Source organism: Robiginitalea aestuariiviva (genome assembly GCF_029537735.1).
In the GTDB taxonomy this organism is placed as follows: Bacteria; Bacteroidota; Bacteroidia; order Flavobacteriales; family Flavobacteriaceae; genus Robiginitalea; species Robiginitalea aestuariiviva.
Map to the genome: position 1 here is coordinate 1,066,044 of NZ_JARPUQ010000001.1, position 21,970 is coordinate 1,088,013.

At 54.9% G+C, this 21,970-nt stretch carries 21 protein-coding genes; 7 read left to right on the forward strand and 14 right to left on the reverse strand.

The window, feature by feature from the left end; genetic code table 11:
* Window positions 1-52: 52 nt before the first annotated feature.
* The 4 genes from fabF to pyk all read left to right on the forward strand — a co-directional run bounded on the left by fabF (window position 53) and on the right by pyk (window position 4,059).
* Window positions 53-1,303, forward strand: a complete 1,251-nt coding sequence (fabF, locus tag OZ410_RS04735; protein ID WP_277706767.1) for a beta-ketoacyl-ACP synthase II — start codon at window positions 53-55, stop codon at window positions 1,301-1,303.
* A 7-nt stretch (window positions 1,304-1,310) separates the two neighbouring features.
* A complete protein-coding gene (gene rnc, locus OZ410_RS04740) occupies window positions 1,311-2,042 on the forward strand; it encodes a ribonuclease III (RefSeq protein WP_277706768.1) in 732 nt (243 codons plus the stop codon).
* A 106-nt stretch (window positions 2,043-2,148) separates the two neighbouring features.
* On the forward strand, window positions 2,149-2,610 hold the full coding sequence (locus OZ410_RS04745; protein ID WP_277706769.1) for an IPExxxVDY family protein: 462 nt from the start codon (window positions 2,149-2,151) through the stop codon (window positions 2,608-2,610).
* A gap of 6 nt (window positions 2,611-2,616) precedes the next feature.
* Entirely contained in the window at window positions 2,617-4,059 is a 1,443-nt protein-coding gene (pyk, locus tag OZ410_RS04750) for a pyruvate kinase (RefSeq protein ID WP_277706770.1), read from the forward strand.
* On the opposite strand, the gene dinB is transcribed toward pyk, so the two are convergent.
* Window positions 4,056-5,138, reverse strand: coding sequence for a DNA polymerase IV (gene dinB / locus OZ410_RS04755; RefSeq protein ID WP_277706771.1), 1,083 nt, complete (start codon window positions 5,136-5,138; stop codon window positions 4,056-4,058). The two genes, pyk and dinB, sit on opposite strands and share 4 nt — an antisense overlap.
* Before the next feature lie 74 nt (window positions 5,139-5,212).
* Here dinB and OZ410_RS04760 point away from each other — a divergent pair, with 74 nt between their 5' ends.
* Both OZ410_RS04760 and OZ410_RS04765 read left to right on the forward strand, forming a co-directional pair.
* Window positions 5,213-5,683 carry a CYTH domain-containing protein gene (locus OZ410_RS04760; protein ID WP_277706772.1) on the forward strand — a complete coding sequence of 157 codons (471 nt, stop codon included), beginning with the start codon at window positions 5,213-5,215 and terminating at the stop codon, window positions 5,681-5,683.
* Window positions 5,674-6,180, forward strand: coding sequence for a YciI family protein (locus OZ410_RS04765; protein ID WP_277706773.1), 507 nt, complete (start codon window positions 5,674-5,676; stop codon window positions 6,178-6,180). Before OZ410_RS04760 ends, OZ410_RS04765 begins: the two co-directional genes overlap by 10 nt.
* A gap of 7 nt (window positions 6,181-6,187) precedes the next feature.
* Here the strand turns inward: OZ410_RS04765 and pheS are convergent, their stop codons facing one another.
* The 13 genes from pheS to OZ410_RS04830 all read right to left on the reverse strand — a co-directional run bounded on the left by pheS (window position 6,188) and on the right by OZ410_RS04830 (window position 20,931).
* Window positions 6,188-7,207 carry a phenylalanine--tRNA ligase subunit alpha gene (pheS, locus tag OZ410_RS04770; RefSeq protein WP_277706774.1) on the reverse strand — a complete coding sequence of 340 codons (1,020 nt, stop codon included), beginning with the start codon at window positions 7,205-7,207 and terminating at the stop codon, window positions 6,188-6,190.
* A gap of 120 nt (window positions 7,208-7,327) precedes the next feature.
* Window positions 7,328-9,193, reverse strand: a complete 1,866-nt coding sequence (locus OZ410_RS04775; RefSeq protein WP_277706775.1) for a SulP family inorganic anion transporter — start codon at window positions 9,191-9,193, stop codon at window positions 7,328-7,330.
* A gap of 94 nt (window positions 9,194-9,287) precedes the next feature.
* Window positions 9,288-9,917, reverse strand: coding sequence for a carbonic anhydrase family protein (locus OZ410_RS04780; RefSeq protein WP_277706776.1), 630 nt, complete (start codon window positions 9,915-9,917; stop codon window positions 9,288-9,290).
* Window positions 9,918-9,929: 12 nt separating this feature from the next.
* Window positions 9,930-11,510 carry a SulP family inorganic anion transporter gene (locus tag OZ410_RS04785; protein WP_277706777.1) on the reverse strand — a complete coding sequence of 527 codons (1,581 nt, stop codon included), beginning with the start codon at window positions 11,508-11,510 and terminating at the stop codon, window positions 9,930-9,932.
* A gap of 63 nt (window positions 11,511-11,573) precedes the next feature.
* A complete protein-coding gene (locus tag OZ410_RS04790; RefSeq protein ID WP_277706778.1) occupies window positions 11,574-11,879 on the reverse strand; it encodes a hypothetical protein in 306 nt (101 codons plus the stop codon).
* Window positions 11,880-11,934: 55 nt separating this feature from the next.
* Window positions 11,935-12,705 (reverse strand): tetratricopeptide repeat protein, encoded by a 771-nt coding sequence (locus OZ410_RS04795; RefSeq protein WP_277706779.1) that lies wholly within the window; start codon window positions 12,703-12,705, stop codon window positions 11,935-11,937.
* Complete coding sequence (locus OZ410_RS04800) at window positions 12,706-14,484, reverse strand: BatD family protein (protein WP_277706780.1); 1,779 nt, start codon at window positions 14,482-14,484, stop codon at window positions 12,706-12,708.
* A complete protein-coding gene (locus tag OZ410_RS04805) occupies window positions 14,485-15,312 on the reverse strand; it encodes a tetratricopeptide repeat protein (protein ID WP_277706781.1) in 828 nt (275 codons plus the stop codon).
* Window positions 15,313-16,359, reverse strand: a complete 1,047-nt coding sequence (locus tag OZ410_RS04810; RefSeq protein WP_277706782.1) for a VWA domain-containing protein — start codon at window positions 16,357-16,359, stop codon at window positions 15,313-15,315.
* A 7-nt stretch (window positions 16,360-16,366) separates the two neighbouring features.
* Window positions 16,367-17,368, reverse strand: a complete 1,002-nt coding sequence (locus OZ410_RS04815; RefSeq protein ID WP_420917744.1) for a vWA domain-containing protein — start codon at window positions 17,366-17,368, stop codon at window positions 16,367-16,369.
* Window positions 17,365-19,002: a hypothetical protein gene (locus OZ410_RS04820; protein ID WP_277706783.1), complete on the reverse strand. Its 1,638-nt coding sequence runs from the start codon at window positions 19,000-19,002 to the stop codon at window positions 17,365-17,367. The genes OZ410_RS04815 and OZ410_RS04820 overlap by 4 nt, the downstream gene beginning before the upstream one ends.
* Window positions 18,999-19,865, reverse strand: a complete 867-nt coding sequence (locus OZ410_RS04825; protein ID WP_277706784.1) for a DUF58 domain-containing protein — start codon at window positions 19,863-19,865, stop codon at window positions 18,999-19,001. Before OZ410_RS04825 ends, OZ410_RS04820 begins: the two co-directional genes overlap by 4 nt.
* 64 nt (window positions 19,866-19,929) lie before the next feature.
* Complete coding sequence (locus OZ410_RS04830; protein WP_277706785.1) at window positions 19,930-20,931, reverse strand: AAA family ATPase; 1,002 nt, start codon at window positions 20,929-20,931, stop codon at window positions 19,930-19,932.
* Between the two features lie 162 nt (window positions 20,932-21,093).
* Here OZ410_RS04830 and OZ410_RS04835 point away from each other — a divergent pair, with 162 nt between their 5' ends.
* A complete protein-coding gene (locus tag OZ410_RS04835; RefSeq protein ID WP_277706786.1) occupies window positions 21,094-21,969 on the forward strand; it encodes an aldo/keto reductase in 876 nt (291 codons plus the stop codon).
* Window position 21,970: the final 1 nt, after the last annotated feature.

The window sequence follows — 21,970 nt, forward strand, 5'->3', positions numbered from 1 at the left end:
TTTTTTTTAATTTACGCATGGTATTAAATGAGATGCCAAATAGTTTGATTCTATGGAATTAAAACGCGTAGTAGTAACAGGGCTGGGAGCCCTTACTCCTATTGGAAACAATAAGGACGCTTACTGGGAAGGCCTGAAAAACGGCAAAAGCGGTTGTGCCCCCATCACCTATTTCGATACTGAAAAATTCAAAACCAAGTTCGCCTGCGAACTCAAGGATTACGATCCCAACGCCTATTTCGACCGGAAGGAAGCGCGCAAACTGGACCGTTTTGCCCAGTATGCCCTGGTTTCCTCGGACGAGGCCATTGCCGATTCCGGATTGGACCTGGAGCAGATCGACAAGTTTCGGGTTGGGGTTATCTGGGGCGCCGGCATCGGCGGGCTGGAGACCTTCCAGACCGAAGTGCTGAATTATGCAGCCGGAGATGGAACGCCGCGCTTTAACCCCTTCTTTATCCCAAAGATGATCGCAGATATTGCTCCGGGTAATATCAGCATCAAGCACGGGTTTATGGGGCCTAACTATACCACAGTGTCGGCCTGTGCCAGTTCTGCCAATGCTTTGATCGATGCCCTGAACTACATCCGCCTCGGGCATTGCGATGTGGTGGTAACCGGGGGGAGCGAAGCCGCCGTAACCATTGCTGGGATGGGCGGGTTTAACGCCATGCATGCCCTTTCCACAAGAAACGAAAGCCCTGAAACCGCTTCACGTCCCTTCGATGCCACACGCGATGGCTTTGTACTGGGGGAAGGAGCCGGGGCACTTATCCTGGAAGAATACGAGCACGCCAAGGCCCGCGGTGCTAAGATCTACGCAGAGGTAGCAGGGGGTGGCCTTTCAAGCGACGCCTACCACATGACGGCCCCCCACCCGGACGGGATTGGGGTGGTACGGGTAATGGAAAACTGCCTTCGGGATGCCGGGGTTAAGCCGGAAGAAGTAGATGCCATCAATACCCACGGAACATCTACCCCCCTGGGCGATGTGGCTGAGTTAAAAGCTATTTCCGCGGTATTCGGGGAGCACGCCCCCAATATCAATATCAATTCCACCAAATCCATGACCGGGCACCTGCTGGGTGCCGCCGGGGCTATCGAGGCCATTGCCTCCATCCTGGCCATGGAACACGGGGTGGTGCCGCCGACCATTAACCATACGGTAGTGGATGAAAACATAGATCCGAAGCTCAACCTGACCCTGAACAAAGCGCAAAAGCGGGAAGTTCGGGTAGCGATGAGCAACACCTTCGGGTTTGGCGGCCACAATGCTTGTGTGTTGTTTAAAAAAATAAGCTGAACCCCGAATGAGTTTTCCCGGAAACATCTTTAATTCCCATCCTAAGGAGGATGGGGATTTTTTTTTGGGAATAACCAGGATCCTCGGGTTTAAGCCCAAGCAGCTGGAATTTTACAAACGGGCTTTTTTGCACCGTTCCGCCAACAAGAAAGACAAGAAGGGGAACCCGATGAATTACGAGCGCCTGGAATTCCTTGGCGATTCCATGCTGGGGACCATTATTTCCAAACACCTCTACAACGAAGTTCCGGGCGGGGACGAGGGTTACCTGACCAAGATGCGGTCCAAGATCGTGAGCCGCAAGCACCTGAACGAGTTGGGGAAAGACCTGGGGCTCCTCCATTATGTGGAAAGCCGGATCCCCAAATCCCATTTTGGGGAAAACATCCACGGCAATGTCTTTGAGGCCCTTATCGGGGCTATTTATCTGGACCGCGGGTACAAATACTGCGAAAAATTCATCCATTCCCGGGTTATAGAACCGTATGTGGATATCGAGCAGCTGGAGGGGCAGGTCATCAGTTATAAAAGCCTGGTCATTGAATGGTGCCAGAAGGCCAAAAAGGAGTTCCACTACGAGGTGTATGAGGATTCCGGGAACGACCCCGTTAAGCATTTTGCCGTTAAGCTTCGCATCAACGGGCGAATAATGGCCAAGGCCCGTGCTACTTCCAAGAAAAAAGCGGAGGAAAAGGCTTCCAAGCGGGCGTTCTATGCATTACAGGATAAAATTGGGTAGGCCCGTGGCGGTTTACCGGAAAATGGGGCCTGCGGGCCCGATTCCAATGCCCATTCTAGGTGATTTCCGGGAGAACTTCTATCTTTACCGTTCTTTTGATTTGGCAATGGGCAGTACGCTAAGCATTTGGGAAGACCTGATGGAGGATACTTCCTTCGGGTTATTTGCGATTCACAGCCCATTGGAGGATTATGCCCTGGCCTATGAGCTCAACCGCGTTTGCGGCCTTCTGTTGCAACGGATGCCGGAAGACCTTTCGGACAGGGATGCTTCCATTTTCCCGGTTTTTCAGTGGCAGGACGAGGCCCATTTCCGGACCTGGACCCTGTTCGTAAACGTGGGTAGCGCCGAAACTCAGGCGGCAGACTCCGGCCTGTTTGGGGGCGAAGCTACCCGCAGGCGATCCTTCCTGATCCCTGAAAAACGAGAGGTAGACTTCTTCCTGAAGGTAGAAGGAGGGGAACCGGAAGCCGGGGTATTGCCGATTGTATTGGCCATCCCCAAAGTGATTACCGCCTACCGGTTGGAGGCGGCCAAACTAAAATCCAAACACAATCTAATTTTCTAAAGACACATGCCAACCCAGAAAAAGACGAAAATCGTGGCCACCCTGGGGCCGGCCACCAGCAATAAGGAGACCCTTCGCGACATGATTCATGCCGGGGTGGATGTCTTCCGCATCAATTTTTCACATGCCAATTACGAAGATGTGGAAGCCCGAATCCGGATGATCCGGGAACTGAGCGAGGAACTGGGGATCCACACGGCCATCCTGGCAGACCTGCAGGGCCCGAAACTCCGGGTAGGGGTGATGTCCGGCGAGGTAGTGGTTGCCCCCGGGGACGAAATTGCCTTCAAAACCGGGAAACCTTTCGAAGGGAACCAGGAGGAAGTCTATATGAATTACAAGAGCTTCCCCAAGGATGTAAATCCCGGGGAGCGCATTCTGCTGGACGACGGGAAGCTTATTTTCGAAATCCTGGAGACCAACCGCAAGGATACCGTAAAGGCGAAGGTAATCCAGGGCGGCCCCCTGAAGTCAAAGAAAGGGGTAAACCTGCCCAACACCAATATTTCCCTTCCCGCCCTGACCGAAAAAGACATTAAGGATGCCCGCTTTGCGGTGTCACAGGATGTGGATTGGATTGCTCTTTCGTTTGTACGCCACAGTCAGGACCTGATCGACCTGCAAAAACTGATCGAGGAGCACTCCGAGCACAAAATCCCGATTGTAGCCAAGATCGAGAAACCCGAAGCGGTTGAAAATATCGATAAGATTGTGGCCTACTGCGATGGCCTGATGGTGGCCCGGGGCGACCTGGGCGTGGAAGTGCCCGCAGAGGAGGTGCCCCTGATCCAAAAGCGCCTGGTACTGCGCGCCAAGAAGGCCCGGATCCCGGTGATTATTGCCACCCAGATGATGGAAACCATGATTACCAGCCTAACGCCTACGCGGGCCGAGGTAAACGATGTGGCCAACTCCGTAATGGACGGGGCAGATGCCGTAATGCTGTCCGGAGAAACCTCCGTGGGGAATTACCCCGTGCAGGTGATCCAGAAAATGGCGAGTATCCTGAAGAGTACAGAAGGCTCCGAGCTGATTAAAGTGCCGCATGATCCGCCTCAGATCCGGACGAAGCGCTACATCACCAAATCCATTTGTTATCACGCGGCTCTGATGGCCAACGAGATAAAGGCCAAGGCCATTTCCACCCTGACCAATAGCGGGTATACGGCTTTCCAGATTTCGGCCTGGCGCCCCAGCGCGCACATTTTGGTCTTTACTTCCAACAAACGGATCCTTTCCCAGCTGAACCTGCTCTGGGGGGTCAAGGCCTTTTATTACGACCGTTTTGTGTCTACGGACGAGACCATTGACGACGTAAACCGGATAGCCTGCGAGAAAGGCTTTCTGGAAGAAGGGGATATGTTGGTAAGCCTTGCGGCCATGCCCATTAAGGAAAAGGGAATGGTAAACACCCTTAGGATTACGCAGATCGAAACCTGCAACCTCTAGAACTCAAACCGCAATTGCACCGAAACCGAATCCGGCATGGGTTCGGTTTTTTCTTTTTCCGTATTCAGGTTGGAAAGGGAGATGCCCAACAGGCGGACGGATTCCTCAAGGGGCTCTTGGTACAGCAGGGATTTGGCTGTTTCCAGGATCAGGTCTGCGGAGGCCAGATACCAATCCAGGGTTCGGCTCCGGGTTTGCAGCCGGAAGTCGCTGTATTTGATCTTCAGGGTTACCGTTTTTCCGGCCATGCCTTTGGCCTGTAGCCTCCGGGCGAGTTCCCCGGCAATGTGTTCCAGCTTTTCCAGCATAAACACTTCGCTGCTGAGGTTATCTGCAAAGGTCCGTTCTGCCCCCACGGATTTGGGGGTGCGGCTGGGTTGCACCGGGCTGTTGTGGATGCCGCGGACAATCTGGTAGTAATGCGTGCCGCTCTTTCCGAAGTGCTCGGTAAGGAAGGCCTCTTCCCGGCGGTAAAGGTCTTTCCCGGTAAAGATGCCAAGGCGGTACATCCGGTCTGCCGTAACCTTGCCTACCCCGTAGAATTTCCGGATGTCCAGGGCGTGCAGGAAATCCTGTACCTCCTCAGGGGGCACAGTCTTCTGGCCATTGGGTTTATGGATGTCACTGGCTACCTTGGCAATAAACTTATTGATGGAGATGCCGGCCGAGGCGGTAAGGCCTGTTTTTTCCAGGATTTTCCGCCGGATATCCCGGGCCATCAGGGTGGCCGAAATCATCCCTTTTTTGTTTTCGGTTACGTCCAGGTAGGCCTCGTCCAGGGACAGGGGTTCCACCAGGTCCGTGTATTCATAAAAGATATCCCGAATCTGCCCGGAAATTTCCCGGTACCGATCAAAGCGGGGTTTTACAAAGATCAAATCCGGGCAAAGCTTCCGGGCCATGGCCCCGCTCATGGCGGAACGCACGCCAAAGGCACGGGCTTCATAACTGGCGGCGGCTACCACCCCACGGCGCGACCCTCCTCCAACCGCAAGGGGTTTGCCCCGAAGCTCGGGTTGGTCCCGTTGTTCCACCGAGGCATAGAACGCGTCCATATCTACATGGATGATCTTTTTCACAACACAGCCAAAAGTGATCTTCAAATTTAGGGTATATTTAACCGGCCCCCATACCCGGGGCCCTATCTTCGACTATGATTGAAATAGAACGCAAGTTCCTGGTTCGGGACCGCTCGTACCGAAAGGAGGCTGCCCGCCACTGGGCGATGGTGCAGGGTTTTCTGAGCACTGATCCCGAACGGGTGGTACGCGTCCGCCGCAGCGGTTCAGAAGCTTGGATTACGATTAAGGGAAAGACTGTTGACGGGGGAACCACCCGCGAGGAATGGGAGTTCGAAATCCCGCCGGAGGCTGCCGAGCGTTTATTGCAGCTTTGCCTGCCCGTGGTGATCCGCAAAATCCGTTACGAGGTGGTCTATGGCGGCCATACCTTCGAGGTAGACGAATTTCAGGACGACAACCAGGGCCTTACCCTGGCGGAAATTGAACTGACCGATGTGGCAGAGGCTTTTGACCGGCCCGGGTGGCTGGGAGAAGAAGTAACCGGCCGCCCGGAGTATTACAATTCACAACTCAGCAAAAAACCGTACGCGACATGGAAATAAGACCCAACATCCTGGCAGCCCTCCTGGGGCTTTTGGTCCTTTCCGCAGCCTGTGGCCGTACCGAAACCACCCCGCCAATGACAGATAAAGCGCCGGCCCCTGAACAACCCTCCACAGCCGAAATTCGCGAACAATTACGGGCGGGGGGCTACCAGGTGTTCGATTATGTGGAAGAAAGCACCGGCGATACCGTGCTGATGCAACAGTACTTTATCGCCTTCCTGAAAACCGGGCCCAACCGCAGCCAGTCGAAGGCCGAAGCAGACAGCATACAGCGCCTGCACCTGGCCCACCTGGGGCGGATGTATGAATTGGGATTTGCAGATATTTCCGGGCCTTTCGGGGATGATGGGGACATCCGGGGCATTACCATCTACAATGTGCCCACCTTCGAAATGGCAGACAGCCTGGCCAATATGGACCCGGCAGTCAAAGCTGGCCGGCTTGCCATAGAAGTCCACCCCTGGTGGGCTGCAAAGGGGTTCCCCTTGCGCTGAGAATTTCCTATAAGGCGTTTTTGAATTGCTTCAGGAAACGAACATCGTTTTCGCTCAGCAGGCGGATGTCCGGGATCTGGTACAACAGAAGGGCTATGCGGTCAATCCCCATCCCAAAAGCGAAACCGGAGTACTCCTTGGAATCGATCCCGCAATTCTCCAGCACATTCGGGTCTACCATGCCGCAGCCCATAATCTCGAGCCAGCCGGTACCCTTGGTGATTTTGTAATCCGTTTCGGTTTCCAGGCCCCAGTAAACGTCTACCTCTGCACTGGGCTCCGTAAAGGGGAAATAGGAGGGGCGCAGGCGGATGCGTGACTTCCCGAACAGGGCTTTGGTGAAATACTGAAGGGTCTGTTTCAGGTCTGCAAAGGAGACCCCTTTGTCTATATACAGGCCTTCCACCTGATGGAAGAAACAGTGGGAACGTGCAGAAATAGCCTCGTTCCGGTATACCCTGCCGGGGGAAATGGTCCGGATGGGCGGTTTGTGCTGTTCCATATACCGCACCTGCACGGAAGAGGTGTGCGTCCGAAGCAATATGTCCGGGTCGGTCTGGATAAAAAAGGTGTCCTGCATGTCCCTGGCCGGGTGGTATTCCGGGAGGTTCAGCGCAGTAAAATTATGCCAGTCATCCTCAATTTCCGGCCCTTCGGAAACGGTAAATCCAATGCCGGAAAAAATGGAGATTATCTGGTCACGCACCAGGGAAATGGGATGGCGCGATCCTACCGGCATAGGTGCTCCGGGGCGGGTCAGGTCCCCGTATCGGGCTTCTGTAGCCGTGCGCGATTCCAATTCGGCCTTTAGCGCCTCCCATTTGGCGTTCGCGGCATTCTTCAGGGTATTGACCGTTTGCCCGAATTCCTTTTTCTCCTCCTTGGGGATGTCCTTCAGGGCGGCAAAAAAGGTGCTCAGGTGTCCTTTTTTGCCCAGGTATTCAATCCGGAAGGCCTCCAGGGCTTCCGCAGTATCGGCCTGAAAGGCCTCTACCGCTTCCAGATGTTTCTTCAATTCTTCGATCATGGTCTGCAATCGTCTAAGCCGGAAATGCCGGGGGTTGTGCAAAGCCGGGCACAAAGGTAATCAAATCTTTTTAGCGGAGGGGTCAAATCTCCCTGTAGACGGGGGCTGGGGCCCGTCAATTCACACCGTATCCTCAATGTTTTCCACCACCCACGTCATACAGGCCTTAAAATTCGGGAACAGGTACTCTTCAGCAACCAGCCCTGGTATAATATCGATCCGCTCCATCAGATAGCGCGGCTGGTCCAGGACATTCACAAACAAGGTAAGTACCCCGCGCTGCCGTAGGGCGTGCAGCACATCCTCCATGGCATACAGACCGGACTGGTCCATATATTGCATGCGTCCTAAACGGAAAATCACCGCTTTGGCGGTATCCGGGATCTGTTCAGCCAGTTGCTGGAATTCACTGGTGGTCCCGAAGAACAGGGGGCCTTTGATGTGCTTGATAAAGACCTCCTGTTTCAGGTTGCCGGGGAAACCTTTTTCATCCGGCCAGGCGGATTCCGGGAACAGGGGTTTCACATCGGATCGCTGCCCGGTAAGCTGGCCGATCTGCTTCATAAACATCAAAGAGGCGATCACCAGGCCAATGCCTACGGCATACACCAGGTTCCAGAAAGTAGAGAGTACCAGTACCACCAGCATTATGAGTACCTCGGAGCTGAGGCGCAGGGGCCCTACGCGCATGTTCCGCGGCAGGCTGGGGATTGCCTTCAAACCTTTGTAATCCATCACATTAATCCCCACGGTAATAAGAATGCCCGCCAGCACGGCTGCGGGTATTTGGGAAGCAATGGGCCCCAGGACCAGGAGGACCAGCAGCAGGACAATCCCGGAAATCATCCCGGAGAGCCGGGTCTTCCCCCCGGAATTAATGTTGACAACGGTTCGGATGGTGGCCCCTGCCCCTGGAATCCCGCCAAAAAGGGCGCCAATACTGTTACCGATGCCCTGCCCAACCAGTTCCCGGTTGGGTTTGTGCTTGGTTTTGGTCATGTTGTCTGCCACTACGGAAGTCAGCAGGGAATCTATGGCCCCCAGCAACGCAAGGGTCAGGGCCGTAAAGATGTAGGGGCTGATCTGGTCTGGCCGGAAAGCCGTAAATACTTCAAGGTTGGGTACGGGAAAGCCTTCGGGGATTTGTTCGATAGGCCGGTATTTGAGCCCGGCCCCGTAAGCGATTCCGGAAACGACGATCAGGGCCACCAGGGTGCTGGGTACCGCCGTGGTGATGCGCTTAAAGCCGTAAATGATCAGGATGGTTGCCAGGCAGAGGATCAGCTCCAGCGGCTGTATGTTTTTCAGGGCTTTGTCCATAACCCGGAAGGCCCCCAGCACGCCCGAGGCCTCTTTGGCGGCCAGGGTCCGGGATTCCTTCAGGATGGCATCCGGCGTAATTTCATGGGAGCGATTGATGGTTTCATGGAAGTCCTCCAGGACCAGGATGCCCTCCCCCGCTTCCTCCCTGAGGATGTTTTCCAGGATTAACTCCTCTGCCTGCGGTTTAAACTGGGAGACGTACTGTGCGTCTTCTTTGGGGTAATACCCCAGGGCCGGCAGGATCTGGGTGACGATAATAATCACCCCGATGGCCGTCATAAACCCGGAGACTACAGGGTAGGGGATATATCGGATATACCGTCCTAACCCCATTATCCCAAGCCCGACCTGCATCAGGCCCGCCAGGAGGAATACGGTCAGGATGGCCGGCAGTGCCTTTTCCACACTGCCGTCGTTTACGGCAATAATACTCCCAATTACCACCATACTAACGGCCGTCATAGGGGCTGTGGGCCCCGAAATCTGGGTAGGAGTGCCCCCGAAAAGGGCGGCAAAGAAACTGATGAAAATGGCACCGTAAAGGCCGGCGCTTGGCCCCAGGCCGGAACTTACCCCAAAGGCCAGCGCCAGGGGCAGGGCAACAATGCCCGCAGTGAGCCCGCCAAACAGGTCTCCGCGGAAGTGGGCGAAGAAGGCTTTCATAGCCGGTTAGGTTGTGGTTTGCAGCCCTGAAGATAGCATATAAAACGCAAAAGCCGGCACCCATAAAGTGCCGGCTTTTTAAAGGTATTCCGGGTTAATCCATAAAATGGACCGCTCCGGTGGCAATGTCGTACATGGCACCCACAATGCGGATTTCACCCACATCTTCCATTTCGCGCAATACCGGGCTGTCTTTCCGGATGGCTTCTATGGTCAGGGCCACATTTTTTTCGGCCACGGCATTGACAAAGTCGATGTTTTTAGAGCTGCGGGCATTGGGATCGGCAGGCTCCTGCACGGCCTCCACGGCGGGCTTGATTTTGGACAGCAGGGCGGTCAGGTTGCCCAGGCGGGCATCGTCGCAGGCACCCTTAACGGCCCCACAGGCCGTATGGCCCAGGACTACGACTACTTTGGTGCCCGCCAGTTTACAGGCGAACTCCATGCTCCCCAGCAGGTCTTCATTTACAATGTTGCCGGCAACACGGGCACTAAAAATATCGCCCACCCCCTGGTCAAATACCAGTTCGGCAGACACCCTGGAATCGATACAGCTCAGGACGGTGGCAAAAGGGTACTGGCCAAGGGCCGTGTCCCGGACCTGTTCCAGCAGGTCCCTTTCTGCCAGGCGGCTGGCCACAAAGCGGGCATTGCCCTCCTTAAGCAGGGCAATGGCGTCCCGGGGGGTAATTTTGGATTGGGTTTCTTGGGTATGCGCTTTCATAGGGTATGGTAATTAGGCTGTTTTCTTTCGGAGTTTGAAAAATTCTACAAAACTTTCGGGGTTCACTACTTCGCCCCGTTCCGAGAACAGGTGGATCTCGATATTCCGGGCCTGGGCCTTAAAGGCGAAGTCGTCCAGGATTTCGATGATATCGTTGTCCAGGTACCGGGTTTTACGAACATCCAGTTCAAGGTACGTATTTTCGGGCAGGCTGTCCAACTCCTTCAAAATGGCCCCCTTGTTAAAGAAGGTGACCTCTTCGGCCAACGTCATTTTGATCTTGTGCTTGCCGTTACTTTTGTCCTGAATGTGGAGGAAATGGGAATTCTGGTAGCTTTTGATCAGGATCACAACAATCCCGACCCCCAAGCCCAGGCCAATTCCCACCAGCAAATCGGTAAAAATAATCCCGAACACCGTTACGGCAAATGGGATGAACTGCTTCCAGCCTTTGCGGTACATTTCCTTAAAGAGGCTGGGTTTGGCAAGCTTATAACCTACGATAAACAGGATGGCTGCCAGCACGGACAGGGGGATCATATTGAGCAAACGCGGAATAAGGATTACGGAGATCAACAGGAAAAACCCGTGTATGATGGCGGAAAGTTTGGACTGGGCGCCGGACTGGATATTGGCAGAACTGCGAACAATCACCTGGGTGATGGGCAGCCCGCCAATCAGGCCGGAAAACATATTGCCCGCCCCCTGGGCCAGCAATTCCCGGTTGGTGGGGGTTACCCGTTTCTCGGGATCCAGCTTGTCGGTGGCTTCTACGCAGAGCAGGGTTTCCAGACTGGCCACCAGGGCAATGGTAAAGGCGGTCACCCAGATTTCGGGCCTGCCGATTACCGCAAAATTAGGGAAGCTGAACTGGGCCAGGAAGGAGGCACTGTCTTCGGGTACAGGCACGCTCACCAGATGTTCTGGGGAAATGCCCAAAGTACTATGCCCCCGGGTGAAAACGAAAAACAGGATCCCCAGTACCACCGCCACCAGCGGCCCCTGAATGAGTTGGAAGATTTTGGCCTTCTTGGTCAGCACCTTGTCCCAGAGCACCAGGATTCCGAGCCCGATCAGGGCAATCAGGGTTGCGCCCGGGGAGATGTTATTTACCGTATTAAACAATTCGGAAAAGGTATTTTCCCCGTCTACCTGGAAAAATGAAAAATCCCCTTCCGGGTCTGCGTCGTACCCAAAGAAGTGCGGGATTTGTTTCAGGATAATAATAATCCCGATCCCGGTGAGCATACCCTTGATCACGGAAGATGGGAAATAGTAGCCAATAATACCGGCTTTTAACACGCCGAGCAGCATTTGGATGGCGCCGCCAAGGAAAACGGCTACCAGGAAATTTTCCCATCCGCCCAGGGCGCCAATTGCCGTAAGGACAATGGCTGCCAGGCCTGCGGCCGGGCCGCTTACCCCAATATGGGAACCGCTAAGGGACCCAACCAAAATACCGCCCACTATCCCGGCGATAAGTCCGGAAAACAACGGGGCGCCGCTGGCCAGGGCAATCCCGAGGCAGAGGGGCAGGGCTACAAAAAATACGACGATACTGGCAGGAAGGTCCCGCCTTAAACTGGAAAACATAGTTAGATTGTTTGGGGCGCCAGGGCGCCAGGTAATAATAAATGGAATTAGGATGTCGGAAAATCAGGCACGTGGTGCCTCGGGAGGGGGCAAAACAATGTCCCGGGCCAGATTGCCGGCCGGCAGGGGGAGGGTAAATGGGGTGGGGTTGTTTTGCAAGCCGTGGGTCAGGAGTCCTGGGAATGCATGGGAGCAGGTAATCTTTTCTTCCCATTTGTCCGGCCCCTGGGTTTCACCCGGTTCCTCTTCCCCCGAAGTGAGGGACAGGCAAATACCATCCTCCTGCAGTGTGTACCACAGGGAGGGCGGTGCCACAATGCACAGTGCCCATATCAGGGCCAGGGACGCTATGAAGGGTTTCAGGTCCATTTCAATCGGCTAAATACAAATATAACCGACCTGTTTACATATCCGCAGAAGGAAGCTAAAAATCTTTAAGGGCTTTCATACTGTCTTCCGGGGCCCAGCCGGTCTGACCGTCTGCAATCCGGAGGCGTACCCAGTTGTCCAGCCGATCCAGCATTTGCACCTTGGTGCCTTCGTGTAACTCAAAGACGGCTTCGGAACGCGGGTTGGGTTCTGCGTGTACGGTTACGGCCTCCGAAAAAATCACTGCGGGCTGGTCCTGCCGGTAGTCCCTGAAGTTGAGGTAAGCCATAGCCGAGGCAAAACCGGCAAGCAGCAGGGCCACCAGGGCCCCGATCAGGGAGATGCGCTTCTGGTTGGGCAGGTAGAGCAGGTAATAGAAGATAGCCCCCAGCACAAAGAGGAACATAAAGCCAATGCCAATCCCGGCCCAAACATCCATCCCGAAGAAGTAGAGCACGCGATCATAGGCTTTATGGAGATCGCTCCGGGGCAGGGGCTGTATATCGTCCAGGGTCATATTCCTGGCAAACTCCAGGTTATTCCGGATTTCAGAATCGCCCGGGTCCAGCAGGAGCGCCTTTTCATAATGGTAGATACTGGGCGCGATTTGCCCCAGCTTGTAATAGGCATTGCCCAGATTAAAGTACAGGGCGGCCGAATGCAGGTCCTGACTTAGGATGTCCTGGTAGTGCGCAATCGCATCATCATAATCCCCCGCATTGTATGCTTCGGCAGCCCTGGCAAAAAGGCTGTCCGCCGGAACCTGGGCGGCACAGGGGGCCAGCAGTATCCAAAAGGCAGAGATAAGAAACCAGTGCTTGTTCATCTATAGTACTTTGTCTAGGGCCGAAATAACCGAACTGGCCTTGTCGTAATCCTGTTGCATCCGTCCAATACTAAAGGGGCTGTATCGGGCCATTTCGCAGCTTTCCAGCAGGGCGATAAAGCCTTCCCGGGTTTCCTGGGCAATATCGCGTTTCTCGAGTACCTCCCGAATTTTATCCTTGCTGAATTCGGAGGTTTCGATTTTGAGTTTGGCCTTGAGGTAGTTGTGTAGCGCCCGTTCCAGGGCCACATAAAATTCCTCCTGGTCGCCCAGGGCATTTTTGGCACGCCCCAGGTACCGGCGCGCCAGTTTGTTGGCGCGGCGCACGCGGCTGCCCTCCACATCCTGTTCGTGCCGTTGTCTGCGTTTGCGGGCAAGGATAACCAGGGGGATTAATAATACGGGCGAGAGCAAAAGCACCCAATATTTCTGCGTCCCGAAGAAAGGCACCCGGGCCCGGGCGCTCAGGTTAGGCTGCAGCTTGATAAAATGGAATTGGTCCCCGCGTATTACCGGGGCTTTGCGTTCGGTATCTGGGGTCGGTGTTGCGGCTATGGCAGGGGTGGGACCTTCCAGCACCTGAATGGTGATTTCCTCAGAACGGAGCTTTTTATACGACTCGGAATCCGGGTCAAAATAGGTGAATTCAATTTCCGGGATGGGGTATTTCCCCTGGAAGGAGGGAACAATAGTGTAATCCTCGCTCACGCTCCCCTGCATTCCGGAGATGGTGGTTCGCACCTGCTCCCGGAATTCGGGGTCGTAAACCTCCAGCGCACTGGGGAGGTTCAGGTCGGGCAACTGGAAGAGTTTCAGGTTGCCCTTACCCGAAACCGTGACCTTGGCCTGCAGGGATTCCGAGGCATTCAGGGATTTTTTGGTGGTTTCCACCTTAAAGTCAAATTGCCCTACTGCCCCGGTAAATCCTTCGGGCTGTCCTTGCAGCGGCAGGGGTTTAACCTGGATGGTCCGCTTGCCTGCGGAAACGTTCTTATGGGTGGTGGTATAGATGCGGTTCCCGAAGAAATCCCGTCGTTCAGTAGGGATGTCCAGGGTCACGTCCAGGGCAAGGGGTTCTATGTCCAGGGCTCCGCTTTTCTGGGGGTAGAGCACCACGCGTTTAAGCACTACATACCTGTAGGGCTGTCCGTTATAGGTCCCGTTTTCTACATTGTACTTACTGAATGGGATTTCCTGGCTCCAGAAGTTGTTGTATTTGGGGTTGTCCAGCGGGCGGAAGTTCGAGACGCCCACCGCAGAGCTGAAATAGAGTTTGTAAACCACGCTTACGGGTTCATTCATATAGGGATTGGCCTTGGAAACCTCTGCCACCAGGTGCAGGTTCCGGGCCGCCACATCGTCCGAAGAAGGGGTGCCATTGGGGTTGTCCACGGCATCCGTAACGGTAATTTCCTTTGGGATGGTCTTATAGGTTTCCCCGCCGATCACAATACTGGCCTGCCCAATGGTCAAGGTCCCCTTTTCGGTGGGTTCCAGGACGTAGGAATAGGTTTTGGAATAGGATCTTACCCCGTTAATCCAGGACGAACTGATGGATTGGGAAGGCCCGATCAATACCCGGAAGCCTGCAAAATCCGGGGGGATAAAATTATCCCCATCCCGGTTCATCTCGAAATCTGCACGCAGGCGTTCATTCACCCCCAGGCGTTCCTTGCTGACCTTGAGTGCAAAGGTTACCGCTTCCGGATCCTGGGCAAGGGATAGTTGCGGCATAAGCATGCCGGCAAACAAGGCCAGTATGAGGATCCTGCGGTACATTTACCAGTCTTTTTCCGTTTTAACCGGCGCCCCTTTTACTTTCTGGGCGTCAATTTTCTCCTTCACCTTTTTTTCTTCGTTCTCCATAGCCTGCAGCAGGTTTTGGATTTGCTGGGGCGAGAGCTGGTTGGGCCTGGGCTTTTCCGGCTGTTCCTTGGAATCTTCCGGTTTGCGGTCCTTTTCTTCCTTCCGGTCGCCCTCGCCTTTTTCGTTCTCTTCCTTCTGGTCGTCTTCCCCCTGCTGGTCCTGCTGGTCCTGATTGTCGCCCTGTTGTTCGTTGTTATCCTGGTTCTGTTCCTGCTCCTGGTCCTTGTCCTGTTCCTGCTCCTGGTCTTCCTGCTGCTCCTGGTTTTGTTGTTGTTCCTCCTGCTGCTTCTTGAGCATTTCCTTGGCCAGGGCCAGGTTGTAACGGGTTTCTTCGTCCGTGGGGTTGTTGCGCAGCGCCTCCTTATAGGCTTCCACGGCTTTCTCGTATTCCTCCAGCCTCATAAAGACATTGCCTATGTTATGGAATGCCTTGTGTTTCTGGGCTTTGGTGTCCGTACGCGCCCCGGCCTCCTTATACCGGCCAACGGCCTCCCCAAAGCTTTCCTTTTCGTAATAGGCATTGCCCAGGTTGTAAGGGGCCACGGCGTTGGCCTCGCTTTTGGAGATGGCCCGCCTGTAGTTGGCTTCGGCGTCTACAAAATCGTCTGCGGCCAGTTCTTCATTGGCCTGGCGGGTGATCTCGCGGGATGCCTCCAGGGCTTTGCGCACCTGTTTCGGGTTTTCCTGGGCCCAGGCAGGGAGCGCCGGCATCAGGCAAATAAGAAAACTAATCCATCGCATCTAGGCAGCTTTTTCTTCGTTGAACAAATCCAGTTTGCGCAGCCAGGCCGTTTTGCGTTCCAGCACAAAAATATCGAGTAACAGCAAGAGGACGGCCCCGCCCAAAAACCATTGAAACTGGTCCTTGAACTCGGCAAATTGTTTGGCTTCAAACTCCATCTTATCCATTTGCTGCAGCATCTGGCTAATGGCAGAAACCGCCTCGGCAGTATTACTGCCGTCTATGTATTCCCCATTGCCCTCGGAGGCAATTTCCCAAAGGATATCTTCGTTCAGGCGGGTAATCACCACTTCCCCTTCCTGGTCTTTTTTAAGGCTTTCCAGCACCCCGTTTCGCTTGATGGGGATGGGTCCCCCCTTGGCAGTGCCCACGCCTATGGTGTACACCCGGATCCCGGCTTCCCTTGCGGCTTCCAGCGCATCCGGGATGGAAGTTTCGGTATGGTCTTCCCCGTCGGTTACCAGGAACAGCACGCGGTTGGTTTGTTCCTCATTGTCGAAATAGGTGGTGGCCAGCTTTATGGCCTGCCCAATAGCCGTACCCTGGGAAGAGAGCATATCGGTATTCATACTCTGCAGGAACATCTTGGCTGCCCCGTAATCTGTGGTGATGGGCAGCTGCGGATAGGCCTGGGCGGCATAGGCGATAATCCCCACCCGGTCACTGGCCAGCTGGTTAATGATCTCCGAGACCAGTCGCTTGCCTTTTTCCAGGCGGTTGGGGGCAATGTCTTCTGCCAGCATACTTTTGGAAACATCCACCGCAAAAACAATGTCTACCCCTTCCCGTTTCACAGTTTCCATCTTGGTCCCCATTTTGGGGTTCACCAGCCCCATGACCAACAGGGCCAGGGCGGAGAGGAACAGGAACGCTTTCAACTGGGGTTTGAACAGGGAGCGGTCCGGAGCCAGCTTGCGCAGCAGGCGGGCATCTGCAAACCTGCGCTGGGCCCGTTTTTTCCACAGGTGGTGAACGGCATATACCAGCAACAGGGCCGGGATTACCAGCAGCAGGTAAAAATAGGATGTCGCATCCAGCTGTATCATGCTCGCATCAGATAAAACTCCGGAAGAGGGTAAACCGCAGCAGCCACTCCAACAGCAGCAGGCCGCCGGCCAGCAAGACCCATGGCCTGAACTTTTCCTCGTACCGGTAGTATTTGAATTCTTCGATTTCCGTTTTTTCCAGTTTGTTGATCTCTTCGTAGATCGCTTCCAGTTTTTCGTTGTCCGTAGCCCGGAAATACTGCCCGCCCGTAGCTTCGGCAATATCCTCCAGCAAGGCTTCGTCAATCTCTACCTGCCGCATGCCGTAGCGGAAGGAGCCGTCCGGGTTGTAGCCAATGGGCGAGGGCGCATTCCCGTTGGTACCCAACCCGATGGTATAGGTTTTGATCCCGTATTCCAAAGCCAGGTCTGCCGCGGTTTGGGGTTCGATAAACCCGGCGTTATTCACCCCGTCCGTAAGCAGGATAATGACCTTGGAAACGGCCTTGCTGTCCTTAAGCCGGTTCACCGCCGTGGCCAGGCCCATCCCGATGGCTGTACCGTCGTTCAGCTGGCCGTAGGTGATTTCCCGAAGCGCCCCCTGCACTATGGATTTGTCGCTGGTAATCGGGGTTTTTGTATAGCTTTCCCCGGCATAGGCCACCAACCCGATGCGGTCGTTGGGGCGTTTGCGGATAAACTCCCCCGCCACTTCCTTTAGTGCGGTCAGGCGGTTGGGTTTCAGGTCCCGCGCCAGCATACTGGAGGAAACGTCTATGGCCATGACAATGTCGATGCCCTTGGTGGTTTTGGTCCGGGTGGATACCTCGGATGTCTGGGGCCGCGCCATGGCTGTTATTACCGCGGCAATAGCCAGCAGGCGCAGGGCAAACCCCAGCGGGTACAACCGCCCGAGCCACCCGGGGGTGCCAAACCCGGCCAGGCTGGAGATGCGCAGGCTGGGACTCTGGCGATTCCGTTTGAAGAGGTACCAGGCCAGGGCTACAGGCAGGGCCAGCAGTAACCAGAAAAACTCCGGGTTCGCAAAGGTGACGTTGCTGCCTATCATACTTCAGTTTTCACATCCAGGGATTGTACAATTCGGTCTACGATTTCCTGGGCGTAGGGATCCTCGTCCTCCCAGGTAATCACTACCTGTTGCAGGCTGCCCTTGGTGGCAAAAAGCAGGATTTGGTATTTCCCATCCAGGGCGTCGCCAGAATCCGGGATTTCAAAACGCGCACTGCCATAAACCTTTATCCCCTCAGCGCCGGAAAGGGTTTTAACCGGGTCCTGTTTGGTGATGATGTTCCGGGCCCCGGAAGCTTCGAGCTGCTGTAATACGGCTTCTATGGTTTGATCGATGTCGGGTACCGCCTCCTGGTTGTTCAGCACCGTAGACTGCACCATGATCGAAAGGCGCGCCCTGGGATTGTCGTAGCCGAAGATGTTGGTGCTGTATACGGCCTCCTGTACCTCAGGGGGTAGGGTCACTTCCTTTCTGAGCAGGACCTCAGGGGTTTGGAGCAGGATTGGCGGAAAGCCGTAGGAACTGCTCACCCATTCCCCTTCCAGCAGGGATTTGGTGGGGGTCCCGATCAGGGTATCGCGCACCGGCCTGTAACCGTAATACCCGATGGCTCCGCCCAGGGCCAGCAACAGGGCTACCCCTGCCGCCGCAGCGCTAATCCACACCCGTTTGCGCCGGCGCTCGGCCCGCAGGTTTTCCCGATAGGCTTCCTGCTCCAGGAGCTCCTCTTCCGTGGGCTCCGGCAGGGCGTCGTGGGTTTTGACCACCAGGAGTTCCACCACCTTGCGGTCTTGCTCGGCTTCGGAGACCGGCCGTTTGCTTTTGGCAAATTTCACCAGGTCTGCCGTTTCCAAAATGCCTTTGAACTGGGCCAGGGTCTGCGGCTCCAGGTTCAGCTGGCCTGCATCGCGCAGCATTTCCAGTTTGGTGATCAGTTCGGAGGTGGTACTCTCCATGGCGCTTACGTGTACCTCGTCTTCCAGGTAGGACCGGACAATGTCCGTGAGTTCCGTGTAGTATTGCTTGAATTCGTCCTGGATCAGGTAACGGGACTGTTCCAGTTGGCGGAGCTGTACCATGGCACGCTCAAACGGGGGCAACAGGGCCTGGGCCTCGGCATCGGTCAGGGGCTTTTTTCGCAGCAGCAGGAAGTATACCGCGGCGGCAACCACCACCAGTCCCAGCAACACCCATCCTATGGTTTTGATCCATCCCCAGGAACGGCCCTCTACCGTTTCCAGGGGTTTGATGTCGTACATTTTCTGGTTGACGGTATCTACGGGGACTGTGGCCACCGAGACAAAAAGGGAATCGGTAAAATATCCTCGGCCATCTACTTCAATGCGCTGGCTGGGCAGCAGGTAGTACCCGGAGTCGAACTGGGTAAGGGCATAGGTTTTGAGCAGCAGGTAGCGGTTGTCCTTCCGGGTGGTGTCGGTTTTCAGGGCTTCCACAGTTTCCAGGGGGGAGAAGGTCTGCCCTTCCGGGAAAATCACCTGAGCGGTGGTGTCCGCCTCTACTGCTACCGTGAAGCGCAATTGCTCCCCGATGCGGATGTTGGCCGTATCTACCGAGGTGCGGATCACCGGGGCCTGCTGGGCCTGGGCTACCTGCCCCTGCAGTAGAAAGAGCAGGGCGGCAATAGGGGTCCATATGGAAGTCCTGATGGTCATGCCCGTCGCTTGAAATATCCCAGTAATTTTTTCACGTAGCTTTCGTCCACCCGGCAATCCAGGGCGCCGCAACCAGCACGGGTAAAGGATTCCTGAAAATAATCTACCCGCTGCCGGTACCAGGAGGCGTAGTGCTGGCGAAGCGCCCGGGATTGGGTATTAACCAGGCGCATCTGCCCGGTTTCCGCGTCCTTCATCCGCACCAACCCGAGATTCGGGATTTCGGTTTCCATGGGGTCAAAAACCCGGATGCCGGTTACGTCGTGTTTGTTGCCGGTAATGCGGAGGGTATGCTGGTAATCCTCGGCCATAAAATCCGAAAGCACAAAGACAATGGCCTTCTTTTTCATGACATTGGAGAGGAATTTCAAGGCCCCGGAAATGGAGGTCCGGTGGCTGCGGGGCTCAAACTCCAGCAGCTCGCGGATTATCCGCAGCACATGGCTTTTGCCCTTTTTGGGAGGAATAAACAATTCCACTTCGTCTGAGAACAGGATCAACCCCACCTTGTCGTTGTTCTGCAGGGCCGAAAAGGCCAGGGTGGCCGAGATTTCCGTCAGGATTTCCCGTTTGAATTTCCCAACCGTTCCAAAGAATTCGGAGCCGCTAACATCCACCAGCAGCATCATGGTGAGCTCCCGTTCTTCCTCAAACACCTTTACAAAGGGTTCGTTGTACCGTGCCGTCACATTCCAGTCTATGGAGCGCACATCGTCTCCGTACTGATATTGTCGCACTTCACTAAAGGTCATACCCCGCCCCTTGAACGTGGAATGGTATTCCCCGCCAAAGATGTGATCGGACAGACGGCGCGTCTTGATCTCGATCTTGCGTACTTTTTTTAAAAGTTCCTTGGTGTCCATGATCGGTCAGGGCTTGAAAGGCCTTGGAAATGCCAAAGGCAGCCTCCTGGCAGGATTTCCCGGTTTAGGGGACCTCTACCTGGTTCACGATGCGGTTGATGATGTCCTCTGAGGTCACATTTTCCGCTTCGGCCTCGTAGGTGATCCCGATCCGGTGTCGCAGCACATCGTGTACCACGGCACGGACATCTTCCGGGATTACGTACCCCCGGCGCTTGATAAAGGCGTAGCACTTGGCGGCATTGGCCATGTTGATGCTGCCCCGGGGAGAAGCCCCAAAACTGATCAGCGGCTTCAGGTCTGCCAGCTCGTATTTTTCGGGGTAACGCGTGGCAAAGACAATATCCAAGATGTACTTTTCAATTTTCTCGTCCATGTAAACCTCACGCACGGCCTGCTGTGCACTGAGGATTTGTTTCAGGGTCACCACCGGGCGGATGGCGGCTTGCTCCCCGCTCAGGTTTTGCCGGATAATGAGCTGCTCCTCGGTCATCTTGGGGTAGTCGATCACGGTTTTGAGCATGAAACGGTCTACCTGGGCTTCCGGGAGGGGATAGGTCCCTTCCTGTTCCACCGGGTTCTGGGTAGCCATAACCAGGAAAGGTTCATCCAGAGGGAAGGTTTCGTCCCCAATGGTGACCTGGTGTTCCTGCATGGCCTCCAGCAGTGCCGATTGCACTTTGGCAGGGGCCCGGTTAATCTCGTCTGCCAGGATGAAATTGGCAAAAATGGGGCCGCGTTTGATTGAGAAATCGTTCTCCTTGATGTTGTAGATCATGGTCCCGATCACATCTGCCGGGAGCAGGTCCGGCGTGAACTGAATCCGGGAAAAGCTTCCTTTTACAGCCTTGGACAAGCTTTTAATGGCCAGCGTCTTGGCCAATCCGGGTACGCCTTCCAGCAGGATGTGACCCTGCCCGAGCAGCCCGATCATCAGGCGTTCGATCATGTGGCGCTGTCCCACGATCGCTTTGTCCATTTCCTGCATCAGCAGGTCTATAAAAGCACTTTCCTGCGCAATTTTCTCATTCACAGCGCTGATATCAACTGCACTGGTATCTTCCATTCAAAAAGGTTTAGTAAAAACGTGACAATAAAGTGTGTTTGGTTGCACCCCGCAAATTGGAAAATTCTGGTCGATTGCCCTGTTAACGATAGGTTAAAAAAACCCGAAAACCCCTAGTTTTATGATGCTTTTAAGGGATTTTCTCTGTACTTTCAACCTCCTATGAACAGCGATTTAAAGTTCTCCAGAATCATTGCCGGAGCCATGACCTGGGGGCAGGGCGGAAGACGTCTGAGCACCCCGGAAATGACCGGCCTGATCGGCCATTGTATGGAGCTGGGAATCCATACCTTTGACCATGCAGATATTTATGGCGGGTATACCACCGAAGAAGCGTTTGGAAAGGCCTTCGCCCAGAGCGGAATAGCCCGGGATGCCGTGCAGATGATCTCCAAATGCGGTATTCAGTACCCCAGTGCGGCCCGTCCGTTGCAGGTAAAGCATTACCAGTACGACCGGGCCTATATCCTTTGGTCAGCGGAGCAATCCCTTCAAAAACTGGGCACGGAATACCTGGATTTGCTGTTGTTGCACCGCCCCAGCCCCCTCATGGACCCGACCGAGGTGGCGGCAGCATTTGAAGCCCTTTCCCGTAGTGGAAAAGTACGGGCATTCGGAGTTTCCAATTTTACCCCCTCCCAGATCGCGCTGATTGCGTCGGCTGCCCCGGTGGAGGCCCACCAGTTTGAGTGTTCCCTGACGGCCAGGGAGGCCCTTTTTGACGGGGTCCTGGACGATTGCCTGCAGCATGGACGCCTGGCCATGGCCTGGAGCCCGCTCGGAAGTTATTTCCGGGAGGCCTCGGAGGCCAAAGCGCGTATTGATGTTGTATTTGAAACCCTGAAATCCAAATATGAAGCCTCCGAAAACCAGTTGTTGCTGGCCTGGCTCATGAAGCACCCGGCAATGATCCACCCGGTGGTGGGAACCACCCGCCCGGAACGCCTGAAAGAATCCCTGGACGCCACTGGTATTACCCTGGAATTGCAGGACTGGTTTACCCTGCTGGAGGCGGCCCAGGGCCATAAAGTACCCTAAA